Consider the following 14,897-nt stretch of genomic DNA (forward strand, 5'->3'; position numbering starts at 1 on the left):
TGCGAGGGTGGGGGACATGACCGTCAGGTGGGGCATCATCGGGCCGGGCCGGATCGCCCGGAAGGTCGCGGCGGACTTCCCGCACGTGCCGGAGGCGCAGCTCGTCGCCGTCGCCTCCCGGTCGAAGGAGCGCGGCGAGGCGTTCGCCCGGGATCTCGGGGTCCCGACCGTCCACGACTCCTACCGGGCCATCCTCGCGGACCCGCAGGTCGACGCGCTCTACATCGCCACCCCGCACCCGCAGCACCGCGCGATCGCGCTGGCCGGCATCCGGGCGGGCAAGGCGCTGCTGGTGGAGAAGGCGTTCACCGTCACACCGGAGGCCACCCGCGAGATCGTGGACCTGGCCGTCGAGCGCGGGGTGTTCGTGATGGAGGCGATGTGGACGCGCTTCCAGCCGGCCGTCGCGCGGCTGCGCGAGCTGATCGCGGACGGTGCGATCGGTGAGGTCACGGCCGTGCAGGCGGACCTGGGTGCGCAGCACTCCACCGATCCCGCGGACCGCTTCTACGCCCCCGAGCTCGGCGGCGGCGCGCTGTTCGACCTGGCGGTCTACCCGATCTCGTTCGCGCAGATGGTGCTCGGCCCGGCCGTGCACGTCACCGCCCGCGGGGTGCTCGCCGACTCGGGTGTGGACGTCGAGGAGTCGATCCTGCTCGACCACGGCGACGGGCGGACCTCGACGCTGTTCGCCTCGCTGCGCTGCCAGACGCCCGGTGCGGCCCGGGTCGTGGGCACCGGCGGCTGGATCGACGTGCCGCCGCGCTTCCACCACCCGACCCGCCTCGTGCTCACCCGCAACGGCCACGAGCCGGAGGAGATCGCCGCCCCCGCGACCGGTGCCGGGTACTCGCACGAGATCGTCGAGGTCACCGGCGCGGTCGCCGCAGGGCGCACGCAGAGCGACGTGATGCCCCTGGCCGACACGGTGGCCGTCCAGGAGATCATGGGCGAGGTGGCCGCGCAGCTGGGCATGCGGGTGGTGGAGGGGCCCGACCAGCTCTGACCGTTTTCACGTCGAACAGAAGTTCGACTTACCCACACACCTGTCCACAGCTGTGGACAACCGTGTCACGCGCACGCGAACACGGCCGCCGGATCAGCGGCGGCCGCGTCGGCAGCACGTCAGGACCGACCCACCGAGGGGTGGGTGCGCCCGCTCAGCGGCGGTCGCGTTCCTCGTCGACGTCGGCGTAGTTCGAGTAGCGCGCGGCGTACTCGTCGTACTCCTCGTCAGCCTCGGTTACCGCCGTCCCACTCCCGATCTCGTTCTGCAAAGCATCGAGATCCATCGTGGGGGAGCTGTACTTGAGCTCTCGGGCCACTTTCGTCTGCTTGGCCTTGGCTCGTCCGCGCCCCATAGCTGGTCCCCCTTACAACAGGGAAGGGGCGGCCGGATGTCTCGGCGGCCCCATTCATGTCATCAGTGTCCTGGGACCCACAGTACCGTGCGATCCGGCGGGCGTGCGACGTGGCGTCGATGGTGTGACGAGCGCCCGGTCGACCGGTCCCGCCACCGCCCGGGTCCGTACGGAAGGATTCGCTCTCGTGCCGGGGCCGTTCCTCTCCTACCTGCGGGTCTACGAACCCCTACGGGCGTTCGACGGCCCCGCGGGTGCCGCGGTCCGGGAAGGCCTCGCGCGCGGTGCCGTCCGCCCGGAGCGGGCCGGGCGCCGCGAGCGCGAGCTGTGCCTGCGCGCGACCGTCCACGGGCGGTTGCTACCCGCGTCCGGGAGCGTCGATGTCCTGGTGCTCGGCGGGGAGGGCGGGGAGCCGTTCGTCTGCCCGCTCGACACCCGCCCGCGCGCGGCCGCCGCGATCCTCGGCTTCCTCGCCGAGGAGGAGGCACCGGCGCTGCGCTCGGTGATCTTCGGGACGTCGGAGCGGTCGGCGCGGCGCGGCGCGGAGCACGCTGTCACCGAGCTCGGCGAGGGCGCGGCGCACGTCGTGAGCGCCGGCTGGACGGTGCCGCTGCCCTGGTTCGCCCTCGTCGATCCCGAGGAACGCCAGGTGGGGACGGGTACGCAGCGTCGGGTGTGGTGGCGGGTGCCGATCGCGAAGGCGATCACCCGGGCCGGTCGCGCCGAGCGGCTGGTGCGCGAGAACCTCGGCGACGGCGGCCCCGCGGAGGTCCTGGCGGAGACGCGCGGCTGGCTCGAGCGCTTCGACAGACGGTCGATCGTCGAGCTCGACTACGGCGGCCTCGTCGACCTCCTCGACGACGAGGCGATCCGGGACGACGAGTCCGCGGCCCTCGTGCAGAAGGCGCTCCGGCTGCTGCGGGCGGGAGACCCCGACGGCGCCGCGGAGTGCTACGCGGAGCTGCGCGAGTTCTGGGGCGACGTCGCCGGCCGCCAGCGCGACGGGTAGCGCGGCTAGCGGATCCGCTGCTGGGCGGCCCGCCCGGGCGGCGGAGCGCCGTCGTCGGCCACATAGGAGTCCGGGTCGATGGCCGCGGGCGAGGCCTGCTGGTCCTCCCCGGCCACGAGCTCGGCGTCCAGGGGCACCGACCGCTTCAGCAGGGCGAGCGCCACGGAGCCCAGCTCGTGGTGGAGTGTGACGCTTCCCACGCGGCCGACGTTCCGGCCGTCCCGGAACACGGGATCGCCCTCGACCGGGAGCTCCTCGTCCCCGGCGTCGAGGTGTAGTAGCACCAGGCGGCGCGGCGGGCGCCCCATGTTCGCCACCCGCGCGACCGTTTCCTGGCCGCGGTAGCAGCCCTTCGTCAGGTGAACGGCGGACGGGATCCAGTCGACCTCGTGCGGGATCGTCCGCTCGTCGGTGTCCAGGTGGACACGGGCGTGGCGGGACTCCACGCGCAGCGCCTCGAACGCCATGGTCCCCGCCGCCCGGGCGCCGGCCGCGGTGAGCCGGGCCCACCAGGCGTCGAGATCCGCGCGGGGGACGAGGACGTCCGCCGCGTCGGGCCCGGGCCACGGCATCCGCCGCACCAGGCCGCCGCCGTCGACCGCCGCGCTCGCGTGGTCGCCCTCGGGGACCGGCAGGCCGGCGGTGGCCAGCACGGTCGCCGTGTCGGGCCCGACGACGGACAGGACCGCGATCTCGGAGGTGGCGTCCCGGGGCTCGACCTTGGACCAGAAGACCATCTTCTGCAGGTACTCGAGCAGCGGGGCGAGATCGGCGGCCTCGGTGTCGATCCACACGGTGTCCCCGACGTGGGAGACGATCATGTGGTGCATCACGCGGCCCTGCGCGTCGAGGATCAGCGCCTCGGTGCCGGAGCCCTCCGGCAGCTCGCTGACGTGCTGGCTCAGCAACAGGTGCAGCCAGGACAGGCGGTCCTCCCCGGGCACGGCGATCACCCCGCGGTGCGACCGATCGACGACCGCGGCGGAGCGGGCCATCGCCCGTTGCTCGGCCAGGGGGTCCCCGCGGTGGGCGGGTACCGCTTCGTCCGGATCGGTCACTCGGGCTCCTCGGTGTCGGATGTCTCGCCGGACGCGCAGTCCCGGCAACGGCCGGACAGGGCGACATGGGTCACGTCCAGCTCGAAGCCCTCGTCCTCGCGCAGCCGCTCCACCAGCGCCTCCATCAACGACGACGGGGCCTCACTGACCGCGCCGCAGTGGTGGCAGACGAGATGGACGTGCTCGTGCTCGCGCTCCGAATAGGTCGGGGCCCCGTGCCCGAGGTGCGCGTGGCGCACCAGCCGGAGCTCCTCGAGCAGGTCCAGCGTGCGGTAGATCGTGGTGATGTTCACCGCGGGCGCCGCGCTCTGGACCTTCGCGCAGATCTGTTCCGGGGTGGCGTGCCCGAGCTCGCGCACCGCATCGAGAACCAGCTGGCGCTGGGGCGTCATCCGCAGGCCGCGGCGGTGCAGCGTCCGCTTGAGCGTCGTGTCCACCTCCGCGAGGATAGGCCTTCGGGTCGCCCGTCGACGGACCGCTGTCATTGATCGACTGGCCGGGTGGGATCGTGCTCCGTTAGGGTGAACGCTCCGGAACGGCAGGGCGGATCTCCCTACCCTCGGCGAGGTGAGCGGTAGGTGGCGACGGAAAGGGTCGGGTCATGACGGCTGACGGGGGTGAGCGCTCGCTCGGTGCCCCGCGGTTCGACGTCGTGCTCCGGGGCTACGACCGCAGACAGGTCGACGAACACGTCGCCCGGCTGCAACGGGTGCTCGGGCGGATGCGCGCGGACCTCGACGCGGCCCGGAGCCAGCCGTTCCCGGCCGTCCGGCCCGGAATGGCACCGCCGCCCGGCCCGATGGGGCCCGGTGGCCCGTCGCCGCGCCCGCGACCGGCACCACACCCGCGTGGCCCGGAGGGGCAGCCGGATGTGATCGGTCCCTTCACCGACCGCATGCAGAGCATTCTGCAGGCTGCGGAGGAGGAAGCCCAGGAGATCCGTTCCTCGGCGCGTCGCGAGGCCCAGGCCGAGAGCGAGCAGGTCCGCCGGGACACCATCGCCGGTCGCGAGGAGCTCGGGGAGCTGAACCGGCAGCGTGACGCCGTGGTGGCCGAGCTGACCCGACTCCGGGGGCAGCTCGAGGGGCTGCTCGCGGCGCCCACCGCGCGGTTCGCGGTCACCCCGCCCGCCCGGCCTGCCGAGCCCGCCCGGCCTGCCGAGCCCGCTCGCCCGGTCGAGCCCGCGGCCGAGGAGGCCCGGCCCCCGCGGCCGAGCCCGCGGCCCAAGCCGGCGCCGGACCCGTCCGGGCAGCCGTTGCCCGGTGCGTCGTCGGGAGTGCCGGCGGCGGACGAGACCACCGCGCTCCGCGTGCCGCCCGCCGAGTCGGATGCCGGGGACCTGTTCCGGCCGGCGTCGGAGAAGAAGCGTCCCGAGACGGCCGACGCCACCCGGGCGATGCAGATCCCGGAGCGGGAACGCCCTGCGCAGCAGAAGGAACCGGCGCAGAAGCACCCCGACAGCACGGTCGTCGTGCCGAAGGTGCAGCGATCCGGGGACACCGGATCGGCTGAAAAGTCGAAGGCCGGCGAGGACGGGTCCGGTGCCACCGACAAGCCCGGGTCCGGTTCGGAGCGCCCCGCGGCCACGTCGGACGCCCGGTCGGGCGAGGTGTCCGAGACCGTCAAGGTCAGTGCCGTGCGCCCCCTCCAACCCGCCTCCGACGCCAAGGACGTGCCGAGTAACGGCAGGTCAGTGGCTTCCAACGGGTCCGGTTCGGGTTCGTCCGCATCCGAGCGGGGTGGCGACGCGAAGCCTGGCCAGAGTCCGAAGGGGACGAACGGCAGCTCCGACGCCGAGCGTTCCGGGCGGGCGCGCACGGAGTCACGCTCCGGATAAGACGGTTGCGCACCGTGACGTAAAACAGCGTAGCGTGCGCGCCCATGGAGCAGGCGTTCTCGGCGGACGTCCTCGTGCCGCTGGGCGTGGGGGTGGCCGCGCTCGTCGTGGCGATCGTGATCGTCGTCGTGCGGGCGGTGCGGGGCAGGAAGAAGCGGCGCGCGGCCGAGAGGACCGACGCGGCGCTCGCGGCGCCCGCGTCCGGCCCGGCCGAGCGCGCCGTCGCGCCGGCGATGGCGACGGTCGCCGCGGTCGCCGAGCCGACGGCCGCGGACTGGACCGGCGAGGCCGTCCGTGGGGTGTCGCTGCCCGAGCCGGCTGTCGACGTGACTCCCGCGCCGGCCCCGGCCCCGGCTCCGCGGCGCCCCACCACGGTCGCCGAGGCGGTCGCGGAGCGCGAGGCCGACACGGCCCCGCTCCCGATCCAGACGGACGTCCTCCTCGCCCGGGCCCGCGCCCACCGCGCCGCCGCCGAACAGGCCGCGGCGATGCAGGCCGAGGCGAGCCGGGCGGCGGGATCGACCTCGTCGACGGCGGCGTCCACACCGGACCCCGATCCGGCGGCCGGTTCGGATGTCGGCCGTCCGGTGCCCTCGCACGGCGAGGGTGCCGCGACCGTGACATCCGCTGCGGCGCACGAGACGAGCGGGTCGGCCGCCGAGCAGAGTGTGTCGTCGACCGCCGAGCAGAGCGCGACCGTGTCGTCGGCCGCCGAGCAGGGTGCGCCCAATCCGTCCGCCGCCGACCGCGGGGCCGCGGAGGTGGAGGCGGACGCCGCGGACGGTGCGTCCGACGGCGTCGCGACGACGCCGGATGCCCACGCCGGCAAGGCTTCCGACGAACGGCCCGCCGTGGCGGGTATCGGGGACGCGGAGGCACTCAGCCCCCGGCCCACTCCCCGCCCCACCCCGCGCCGGGCCGAGGACGAGCCTCCGCGCCTCGCCTCGACGGGCACTCCCGCCGATGAGCCGACGGCGGTCGGCCCGGTCTCCGTGGCCTCGGCCGAGCGGGACGAGCTGCCGGGCGTAGCCGCCGCGTCGGTCGGGCCGGACGAGCAGTCGAGCGTCGGTGCGTCGGCCGAGCAGTCGGCCGGGCGGGACGAGCTGCCGGGCGTAGCTGCCGCGTCGGTCGGGCCGGACGAGCAGTCGAGCGTCGGTGCGTCGGCCGAGCAGGACGAGCAGCCGGGTGCTCCTGGCGCGTCGGCCGGGCCGGATGAGCAGCCAGTTGTTGCCTCGACCGAGCGGGACGATCAGCCGGGCGCCGGTGCCGCGTCGGTGCCGCAGGCCGCGCTCGTCGAGCGTGCCGAAGGCCCTGTCGTCGTCCCTCGGCCGGACGCCACGGCCGACGCCGTCGCTCCCGGCGACGAGCGCCCGAGCGCGGCTCAGATCGCGGCCCTCGGGGCCGCGGGGCTGGCCGGAGCCGCGGGCCTGGGCCTGACCGCCCGCGCGACGACGCCCGGCGCTGAGGCCGCTCCTCGGGCGGAGACCCCGGACCCGGCCGGACACGACAGCGCCGAGCCCACCCCCGCATCGCCCTGGCCTGCCGCGGGCGATCGCCCCGTCAACGGCGCGGCTCGCACGCCGCACCCCGAGGACGCAACGCTCGCACCCTCCGCCGAGGAGCCGAGCCGGCCCGCGGAGCTGCCCGACGGTGACCGCACGCCTGCGACGACCCAACCCGACGAGTCGCCCGCCCGGGCAGCGTCTGCTCCGGTCGGCGACGCCGTCGAGCCCCACCCCGCGTCCCGCACGGAGGAGACCGGCGCGGGCCGGTCCGTCGCCGCCGCCGTCCAGAACGCGCTGGCGGCCCGGGCCCGGGTCAACCGGCCCCAGCTGGCGGAGCTACGCCGGGGCGACGCCCGTGACAAGCTCCTCGCCGTGCTGTTGTCGGACCCGGCGCGCGCCGTCGGCGCCACCGTGGACCTGCAGGCCCATCAGGAGGACCTCGCCCGCCTCACGGACGAGCTGCACGGCGTGATCCGCCGGCTCGCGGCCGCCGGGCTCGAGCCCGCCCAGGTGGCGAAGCTCAGCGGGATGGACCCGTCCGAGGTGGAGCGCCTGCTCGCGCAGGAGCAGCACCGCTGATCTGCCGGGGCCGGCGGGCCCGAGAGCCCGCCGGTCAGCCCGCGATGCGGTGCAGCAGCGCCGAGATGTGCGGCTGCAGGTCCTGGCCCATCATCGCCCGCTCGTCGACGTAGGCGAGATCGCCCTGGTTCACGAGGCCGTAGAGCCGCTTCGCGGCGGTGACCTCCTTGGCCGACGGCGTGCGCACCACGGCGTCCGTCTCGATCTGCCAGGAGCGCAGGTCGCCCTTCTCGCCGTACCAGGCCTCGATGATCCCGGTCGCGTGCGCGATGAGGACCTCGAGCGAGCCGTCCGGCTGGGGGCGCCAGAACCCGGTCTCGCGGGCGGCGGGCCGGATCACCTCGCCGTCCTCGGTGAGCAGCCAGGCCCGCGCCTCGTAGGACACGAACGGGCGCCCGTCGTGGGCGAACACGAGCTGCTGTCCGAAGTGGAACGGGCCGTCGATGGTCGGGTAGACGACCTCGCCGGTGCCGCGCCACACGCCGATCAACGGCAGCAGGCCGACGCACTGTTCGTGCAGGTCGGGCCCCTGGCGGAGGTTGGCGGTGTCGTCCGGGACCGGCAGGTCCTCCCAGCGCGGGCGGTTGCGCTGCGGCGAGTCCGGTGCGGCATTGACCGGGCCGGTGATCGTGGTGGGGAGGTCCGGGTCTGGCTGGGTCATGCGGAGGGTTCCTCCGGGAGATCTTCGGTCGGGTGGGCCGCCAGGGCGGCCGCGGCGTCGGGCGCGGTGGTGAACAGCCGGCGCAGCAGGGCGCCCGTGAACGCGAGTGTCCCCGCGCTCGCGCCGATCACCAGCACGGTGAAGAACCAGTGCACGGCGGGCGAGCATAGTCCGACCGGCGGACCCCGGCCCGGACGGCACGCTGCCCCGGCCCGGGGGACCACCGGAACGTCACATTCGGGCGACCGAAAGTGCCGACTCGCGGGGCGGGGGTGGACAGACCACCGCCCCGGTGCCGGAGGGCAGCCGGGGCGGTGGGGGAGAGAGCAGCGTCAGGCGACGGCGATCTCGGTGCGGTGCAGGCCGGGGCCGGCCGGGGTCAGCACGGACTCGCCGTTGCCGCTCCGGGACAGCGCCCGGACCGTCCAGGTGCCCGGGGCGGCGAAGAACCGGAAGTCACCGGAGGCCGACGAGACGACCTCCGCGGTGAACTCGCCGGTGCCGTCGAGCAGCCGGACGAACGCGCCGCCGACCGGCTGCCCGCCGGCCACGACGCGCCCGGACAGCACGGTCTCCTTGGTCAGGTCCGTCCCCGCGGGCAGGGTCACGGTCTGGTCAGGTGCTCCACACATACTTACTTCGCTCCCAGCTCGATGGGCACGCCGATCAGCGAGCCGTACTCGGTCCAGCTGCCGTCGTAGTTCTTGACGTCGCCGTGGCCCAGCAGCTCCCGCAGCACGAACCAGGTGTGCGAGGAACGCTCGCCGATGCGGCAGTACGCGATGGTCGACTTGCCCCCGTCGAAACCGGCCTCGCCGTAGAGCGCGGTGAGGTCCTCGTCCGACTTGAACGTGCCGTCCTCGTTGGCCGCCTTCGACCACGGGATGTTGATGGCCGACGGGATGTGCCCCGGCCGCTGCGACTGCTCCTGCGGCAGGTGCGCCGGCGCGAGGATCTTGCCGGAGAACTCGTCGGGCGACCGGACGTCGACCAGGTTCTTGGTGTCGATCGCCGCGACGACCTCGTCCCGCAGGGCGCGGATCGAGTTGTCGGCCGGCTTGGCGGTGTAGCTGGTGGCCGTGCGGTCGGCGACCTCGGTGGTCAGGGTGCGACCGTCGAGCTCCCACTTCTTGCGGCCACCGTCGAGCAGCACGACCTTCTCGTGCCCGTACAGCTTGAACTCCCAGTACGCGTAGGCCGCGAACCAGTTGTTGTTGCCGCCGTAGAGGACCACGAGGTCGTCGTTCGTGACGCCCTTGGCCGACAGCAGGGCGCCGAACTGCTCCTGCGTCGGGATGTCGCGGCGGACGGCGTCCTGCAGCTCGGTGGTCCAGTTGATCTTGACGGCACCCGGGAGGTGGCCGCCGTCGTAGGCGGTGGTGTCCTCGTCGACCTCGAGGAACACGACGCCCTCGGTGCCCAGGTTCTTCTCCGCCCAGTCGGCGGTGACCAGGACGTCCTCGCGGCTCATTTCAGTCACTCCTGTTGTGTCGTGGTGAGAGGGGATCAGGCGCGAGCGGTACGCGCGCGGGCCAGCAGCCCGTACATCTCGCAGCCCAGGCAGAAGCCGAAGGCCGCGTTGAGGAAGGCCGCCGCCAGCGCGAACGCGGTGGCGACGATGCCGAGGACGGTCAGCCCCGAGAGGTAGCCGACCGCGCCGACCGCGGCGAAGACGAAACCGACGGTCTGGCTGAACCGGACCGGGGCCGCGTCCTCACGCTCGGCGGGCGGGCCCAGCCGGGGCGCGATCGCCAGCCGGTACAGCACGCCGTAGAGGGCGAACCGCATCCCGGCGAACGAGGCGAGCGCGAACACGAGCGCCTGCGCGGCGACGAGCCAGCCGCTGCCGCTGACCAGCACGAGTGCCAGCACGACGGTCGTGACCGCCGCGGCGAAGCGGACCCCGCGCGGGTCCAGGGGCGGATCCGCCGGGCGCGCGGCCTCGGCGGGCGCGCCGGGTCCGTCCGATGCGGACATTGGGGGACTCCAGTGGAGAGGGTGTACAGGGCCGGTGCGGAACTCAGCAGGCCCGACACAGGCAGCCGGCGACGCGGCACAGATCGACTGCGCGCCGACGGGTCAGGGGCCTGTACACGGAGGTCAGGGTAACGGAAAGGTCCGGAACACGGGAGCGTCCTCCCACACCCTGGACACAGATCACGCGCCGGCCCGTCCGAGGGCCTCGTCGAGCTCGGCCCGACGGGGCACGCCGGACACCCGCAGCAGCTCGCGACCGGTGTGGTCGAAGCCGATCGTGGTGGGGGTCCGCATGACGGACAGCTCGCGGGCGACCTCCGGCCGGTCCGCGACGTCGATCTCCACGTGCCGCACGGCCGGGCGGGCTGCGGCGAGCTCCCCGAGCATCCCGGCGGTCTGCCGGCACGGGGTGCAGATCGGGGAGGACAGCTGCAGCAGCAGGACGCGCTCGCCCTCGGCGGGCGCCGTGCCGGTCAGAACCCATCCGTCGGGTGAGGTCGCCGGTGTGGTCCCGGGCACGGTGCCGGCGGGTGAAGCGGTCTCGCGCACCCGACCCGAGCGCGCGCGCAGGATCATCCCCACGACCGTCGCGACCACCAGCACCGCGAGGACGACCACCAGCCCCGTACCGCTCACGTCAGGGCCAACCCCGCGCCACGGCGGTGTGTTCCCTCAGCTGTCCGTCGTGGTGGCGGCGGGGGCGGCCCCGACGACGAGGTCGGTGGCCTCACCGCCCAGCTCCAGCGATCCGTCCCGCACCTGCAGCGTGGTCGGGGTGACGCCGAAGGGCAGCGGGCCGGGCGAGATCCGCAGCGTGAACATCTGCGTGACCTGCGCGGCGACCGCTGCCGGGAGCGGGTCGCCGTCGCTGCCGCGCACGTCCCGCGGGATCACCCGCATGGTGCCGTCGGCGGCCTGCAGCTCGGCGACGACCACGGGCTGGTACTTCTTCCCGTCGATCGTCATCGTGCCGGAGATGCGGGCGACGGAGTCCGGGTCGAGCGCGCGCAGCGCCGGGTCGGCGTCCTTGTCGGTGATCAGCGCGTTGATCCCGTTGGCGTCGATGTTGCCGAAGGACAGCGGCGTGACCTGCGGGAACATCCGGTCGAGATCGTCCGCGCCGACCCGCACCGCGCTCTCGACGGTGGCGGCCCGCAGCCCCGGGGTGCCCGAGCCGATCAGGCCGGAAGCCGTGACGTCGCGCAGGTTGCCGCGCAGCTGGACGTTGTCCAGGGTGCCGACGCGCAGGTGGTCCGCGGTGAGCTGGATGGATCCGTACCGGCCCCGGACGGCCTGCGTGAGGAAGGGGAAGCCGTTGATCCGGACGTTGGGGTCGTCGGCCAGGTCGAGGCGCTCGCGCAGCTGGCGCGACACGACGGACTCGGCCGCCGCGGCACTGGCGTAGTCCGCGGCGAGCAGCACTCCGACGAGCACCACGACCGCGATGATCAGGCGTTTCACTCTCGACCTCCGGGGGAGAACCTAGAGAACTCGCCCGCGCCGCCCGCCACCGGGGCACGGAACGTCTGCGCCGTTCGGGTGACGGGACCGGTCACCGTCCGGCGTCGGCGCTGCGCAACGCGGTGCTTGCCGGGTCGACGATCGGGGTGAGCTGCCTCGCGCGGCTCGTGCCGGAGCGATCCAGGTGGGTATTCTTGACCGATCCGCGTGACGGACCCGCCGGGTCGCGTGGAGGTCGTGGTCGGTCGACGCCGCCCACCGTGACCCGTGGACGGTCGCCGCGTGGCGCCCGCCGTCGGACTCCGGTGGACGAGGAGGCGGCGGTGGAACTGCTACTGCTGACCGCGGACACGGATCCCGGATCCGTGTTGCCGGCCCTGACCCTGCTCCCGCACGGCGTGCGCACGGCAGCGCCCGAGGTGGCCGCACTGCTCGACGCCGGCCCCCACGACGCCGTCCTGGTCGACGCGCGGACGGACCTGGTCGCCGCGCGCAGCCTGTGCCGCCTGCTCGGCAGCACCGGGACGGACGTGCCCGTCATCGCGGTGCTCAACGAGGGTGGGCTCGTGGCCGTCTCCGGGGAGTGGGTGGTCGACGAGATCCTGCTCCCGTCCGCGGGCCCCGCCGAGGTGGACGCGCGGCTGCGGCTGCTCAAGTCCCGTCCCGGTGCGGACGCCGCCAGCGCGGGCGGTGCGCTCGTGCTCGGCGAGCTCGTGATCGACGAGGCGACCTACGCCGCCCGCCTCAAGGGCCGCCTGCTCGAGCTCACCTACAAGGAGTTCGAGCTGCTCAAGTACCTCGCCCAGCACGCCGGCCGGGTGTTCACCCGGGCCCAGCTGCTGCAGGAGGTCTGGGGCTACGACTTCTTCGGTGGCACGCGGACCGTGGACGTGCACGTCCGGCGGCTGCGCGCCAAGCTCGGCCCCGAGCACGAGCAGATGATCGGCACCGTGCGCAACGTCGGCTACAAGTTCGTCCGTCCCGGCCGCGCCGGGCTCGGCGTCCCGGCCGGTGGCCTGTCCGAGGACGCGGAGTCGGACGGCGAGGACGACCGAGCCCGCACCCGGGGGATGCCCGCCCGGTTCCACTGATCCTGTCCGGTGATCATCGGCCCGGGTAGGGTCGGTGCGGTGAGCGTCGTACGTGCCGTGGCCGAGGTCGATCCCCGCACGTCGGGGGCGGTGCGGGAGTTCCTCGCCGCCGCCGAGCGGGCCGACGGCCGCGAGCCGCTCTCCGAGCAGTTCCTGATCAACCTGAACGGTCGCGCGCGGCCCCGGGTGGTGCACCTGGTGGCCGAGGAGGGCGACCTGGTGGTCGGCTACGCCCAGCTGTTCGGCGGGGCCGCCGAGCTCGTGGTGCACCCGGAGCACCGGCGCCGGGGTACCGGCGGCGCACTGCTCGACGGGCTGCGCGAGAAGGCCCGGGACGGCCTCGACGTGTGGGCCCACGGCGACCTGCCCGCCGCCGCGGCCCTCGCGGAGTCCCGGGAGCTGCGCCGGGTCCGGGTGCTGTGGCAGATGCGCCGCACCCCCGCGGCGGGTGAGCTCCCCCCGGTGACCGTGCCCGAGGGCGTCACGATCCGGCCGTTCGTGGTGGGGCAGGACGAGGCCGAGTTCCTCCGCGTGAACAACGCCGCCTTCGACTGGCATCCCGAGCAGGGCGGCTGGACCGACACCGAGGTGCGCGAGCGCGAGGCCGAGGACTGGTTCGATCCGGCCGGCTTCCTGCTCGCCACCGACGCGGCCGGCACGCTGCTCGGCTACCACTGGACGAAGGTGCACCCGCCGACGGCGGCCGAGCCGTCGATGGGCGAGGTGTACGTCCTCGGCGTGGACCCGGCGGCCCACGGACGCGGCCTCGGGAACGTGCTCACCCTGGCCGGGCTGCACCATCTCGCCGATCGCGGCCTCGACACGGTCCTGCTGTACGTCGAATCGGACAATGCGCCCGCGGTCCGGGTGTACGAGAAGCTGGGCTTCGCCGTGCACACCGCGGACGTCATGTACTCCGCGTAACCCACCCGTCGCTGCCCGATTCGTCGGGGTGTGCTTCGTCTCGTCGCAGGTCACGGGCGGATCACGCCCCGGCCAGCGCGTGATGAAGCCCGACCCGGCCGGGTGACGTGTTCATTCTCCGTTCATTCCCATGGGGCCGTGCGTCCACCGGCCGCGCTTAGCGTCCTCTGCCGAGCGGCCCGTGGGGGTCGCCGAGGCGCCGGCCACCGCCGGCGATCCCCGATCCACGGAGGAACCTGCAGTGAAGACCATGCGCCCGACCCGCGCGCGGATCGCCGCCGTCGGCCTTGCGGCCACCGGTGCTCTCGTGCTCGCCGGCTGCGGTGCCGCCAACGAGGGCTCCTCCGCCGGTGGCTCGTCCACTGCCGCGGGCCCCGCGGTCACCGGCACCATCTCCGGCGCCGGTGCGAGCACCCAGCAGGCTGCGACGCAGGCCTGGGTCGCCGGCTTCCAGGCCACGAGCCCCGACGCCGTCATCAACTACGACCCCAGCGGCTCCGGTGCGGGCCGCACCCAGTTCGAGGCCAGCGGCGTCGACTTCGCCGGCTCGGACGCCTACATCAAGGGCGACGAGATCAAGAAGGCGCAGGACCGCTGCGGCGGCGAGTACGTCGAGATCCCGGTCTACGTCTCCCCGATCGCGGTCGTCTACAACCTGCAGGGCGTCACCGACCTGCAGCTGTCGCCGTCGACGCTGGCGAAGGTCTTCGCGAAGAAGATCACCACCTGGAACGACCCGGCGATCGCCGCCGACAACCCCGGCAAGACGCTGCCGTCCACCGCGATCACCACGGTGAACCGCTCGGACAAGTCCGGCACCACCCAGAACTTCGCGGACTACCTCAAGGGCGCGGCCGCGGCCGACTGGACCTTCGACGTCTCCGACACCTGGCCGGTCCAGGGTGGCGAGGCGGCGCAGGGCACCTCGGGTCTCGTCGGGGCCGTCAAGGCCGGTCAGGGCACCATCGGCTACGCCGACGAGTCGCAGGCGCAGGGCCTCGGCCAGGCGAAGATCAAGGTCGGCGACACGTTCGTCGCCCCGAGCCCGGCCGGTGCCGCGAAGCTGCTCGAGGCCTCGCAGCGCGTGACCGACGGTGGCGCGAAGTCCTTCGCCTACAAGCTCAAGCGGGACAGCACGGACGCGAGCACCTACCCGGCCTCGCTCGTGTCGTACGCGATCGCCTGCAGCAAGTACTCGGACGCGAAGAAGTCCGCGCTGGTGAAGGCCTACCTGAGCTACGTCATCAGCGCCGACGGCCAGGCCGCCGCGCAGAAGGCCGCCGGGTCGGCCCCGCTGAGCGACGCCGTGCGCCAGCTGATCACCCCGGCCGTCAGCTCGATCGCCTGAGTGTGACCGCCTGACCGACGAGGGTCGGCCGGCCCGCCCGGGCCGGCCGACCCTCTCGGCCGTCACCGCCCCCGTCCACAGTCCGC

The 14,897-nt window shown here is 73.9% G+C and carries 18 protein-coding genes; 7 read left to right on the forward strand and 11 right to left on the reverse strand.

Features of this window, described 5'->3' with window-relative positions; all coding sequences use genetic code 11:
- Positions 1 to 16 precede the first annotated feature (16 nt).
- A complete protein-coding gene (locus ABD324_RS08750; RefSeq protein ID WP_344414381.1) occupies positions 17 to 1,006 on the forward strand; it encodes a Gfo/Idh/MocA family protein in 990 nt (329 codons plus the stop codon).
- A 154-nt stretch (positions 1,007 to 1,160) separates the two neighbouring features.
- Here ABD324_RS08750 and ABD324_RS08755 read toward each other — a convergent pair whose 3' ends face one another.
- On the reverse strand, positions 1,161 to 1,361 hold the full coding sequence (locus tag ABD324_RS08755; RefSeq protein ID WP_344414383.1) for a DUF3073 domain-containing protein: 201 nt from the start codon (positions 1,359 to 1,361) through the stop codon (positions 1,161 to 1,163).
- Between the two features lie 187 nt (positions 1,362 to 1,548).
- Between ABD324_RS08755 and ABD324_RS08760 the strand changes: the two genes are divergently transcribed.
- Positions 1,549 to 2,370, forward strand: a complete 822-nt coding sequence (locus ABD324_RS08760) for a DUF8083 family protein (protein ID WP_344414385.1) — start codon at positions 1,549 to 1,551, stop codon at positions 2,368 to 2,370.
- A gap of 5 nt (positions 2,371 to 2,375) precedes the next feature.
- Here the strand turns inward: ABD324_RS08760 and ygfZ are convergent, their stop codons facing one another.
- Entirely contained in the window at positions 2,376 to 3,428 is a 1,053-nt protein-coding gene (gene ygfZ, locus ABD324_RS08765) for a CAF17-like 4Fe-4S cluster assembly/insertion protein YgfZ (RefSeq protein ID WP_344414387.1), read from the reverse strand.
- Positions 3,425 to 3,865, reverse strand: coding sequence for a Fur family transcriptional regulator (locus ABD324_RS08770; protein WP_425565765.1), 441 nt, complete (start codon positions 3,863 to 3,865; stop codon positions 3,425 to 3,427). The genes ygfZ and ABD324_RS08770 overlap by 4 nt, the downstream gene beginning before the upstream one ends.
- Positions 3,866 to 4,029: 164 nt before the next feature.
- Between ABD324_RS08770 and ABD324_RS08775 the strand changes: the two genes are divergently transcribed.
- Both ABD324_RS08775 and ABD324_RS08780 read left to right on the forward strand, forming a co-directional pair.
- Positions 4,030 to 5,265 carry a hypothetical protein gene (locus ABD324_RS08775; protein ID WP_344414389.1) on the forward strand — a complete coding sequence of 412 codons (1,236 nt, stop codon included), beginning with the start codon at positions 4,030 to 4,032 and terminating at the stop codon, positions 5,263 to 5,265.
- A gap of 44 nt (positions 5,266 to 5,309) precedes the next feature.
- Complete coding sequence (locus ABD324_RS08780) at positions 5,310 to 7,349, forward strand: hypothetical protein (protein ID WP_344414391.1); 2,040 nt, start codon at positions 5,310 to 5,312, stop codon at positions 7,347 to 7,349.
- 34 nt (positions 7,350 to 7,383) lie between these two features.
- Here ABD324_RS08780 and ABD324_RS08785 read toward each other — a convergent pair whose 3' ends face one another.
- The 8 genes from ABD324_RS08785 to ABD324_RS08815 all read right to left on the reverse strand — a co-directional run bounded on the left by ABD324_RS08785 (position 7,384) and on the right by ABD324_RS08815 (position 11,448).
- Positions 7,384 to 8,010 carry a heme-binding beta-barrel domain-containing protein gene (locus tag ABD324_RS08785; RefSeq protein ID WP_344414393.1) on the reverse strand — a complete coding sequence of 209 codons (627 nt, stop codon included), beginning with the start codon at positions 8,008 to 8,010 and terminating at the stop codon, positions 7,384 to 7,386.
- Entirely contained in the window at positions 8,007 to 8,165 is a 159-nt protein-coding gene (locus ABD324_RS08790) for a hypothetical protein (protein WP_344414394.1), read from the reverse strand. Before ABD324_RS08790 ends, ABD324_RS08785 begins: the two co-directional genes overlap by 4 nt.
- Before the next feature lie 177 nt (positions 8,166 to 8,342).
- A complete protein-coding gene (locus ABD324_RS08795) occupies positions 8,343 to 8,642 on the reverse strand; it encodes a DUF1416 domain-containing protein (protein WP_344414396.1) in 300 nt (99 codons plus the stop codon).
- Between the two features lie 2 nt (positions 8,643 to 8,644).
- Positions 8,645 to 9,481, reverse strand: a complete 837-nt coding sequence (locus tag ABD324_RS08800; protein ID WP_344414398.1) for a sulfurtransferase — start codon at positions 9,479 to 9,481, stop codon at positions 8,645 to 8,647.
- A gap of 35 nt (positions 9,482 to 9,516) precedes the next feature.
- Positions 9,517 to 9,987 (reverse strand): DUF4395 domain-containing protein, encoded by a 471-nt coding sequence (locus tag ABD324_RS08805; protein ID WP_344414400.1) that lies wholly within the window; start codon positions 9,985 to 9,987, stop codon positions 9,517 to 9,519.
- 43 nt (positions 9,988 to 10,030) lie between these two features.
- On the reverse strand, positions 10,031 to 10,171 hold the full coding sequence (locus ABD324_RS37150) for a putative leader peptide (RefSeq protein WP_425565766.1): 141 nt from the start codon (positions 10,169 to 10,171) through the stop codon (positions 10,031 to 10,033).
- A complete protein-coding gene (locus tag ABD324_RS08810) occupies positions 10,168 to 10,623 on the reverse strand; it encodes a thioredoxin family protein (RefSeq protein WP_344414402.1) in 456 nt (151 codons plus the stop codon). The genes ABD324_RS37150 and ABD324_RS08810 overlap by 4 nt, the downstream gene beginning before the upstream one ends.
- A gap of 36 nt (positions 10,624 to 10,659) precedes the next feature.
- Complete coding sequence (locus ABD324_RS08815) at positions 10,660 to 11,448, reverse strand: LmeA family phospholipid-binding protein (protein WP_344414404.1); 789 nt, start codon at positions 11,446 to 11,448, stop codon at positions 10,660 to 10,662.
- 323 nt (positions 11,449 to 11,771) lie between these two features.
- Between ABD324_RS08815 and ABD324_RS08820 the strand changes: the two genes are divergently transcribed.
- The 3 genes from ABD324_RS08820 (at position 11,772) to pstS (ending at position 14,811) form a co-directional block, all read left to right on the forward strand.
- A complete protein-coding gene (locus tag ABD324_RS08820; protein WP_344414406.1) occupies positions 11,772 to 12,539 on the forward strand; it encodes a winged helix-turn-helix transcriptional regulator in 768 nt (255 codons plus the stop codon).
- Between the two features lie 39 nt (positions 12,540 to 12,578).
- Positions 12,579 to 13,463 carry a mycothiol synthase gene (mshD, locus tag ABD324_RS08825; RefSeq protein WP_344414408.1) on the forward strand — a complete coding sequence of 295 codons (885 nt, stop codon included), beginning with the start codon at positions 12,579 to 12,581 and terminating at the stop codon, positions 13,461 to 13,463.
- Between the two features lie 250 nt (positions 13,464 to 13,713).
- Positions 13,714 to 14,811, forward strand: coding sequence for a phosphate ABC transporter substrate-binding protein PstS (gene pstS / locus ABD324_RS08830; protein ID WP_344416296.1), 1,098 nt, complete (start codon positions 13,714 to 13,716; stop codon positions 14,809 to 14,811).
- The last annotated feature ends 86 nt before the right edge of the window (positions 14,812 to 14,897 follow it).

The organism is Pseudonocardia ailaonensis, from assembly GCF_039531635.1.
GTDB classification, from domain to species: Bacteria; Actinomycetota; Actinomycetes; order Mycobacteriales; family Pseudonocardiaceae; genus Pseudonocardia; species Pseudonocardia ailaonensis.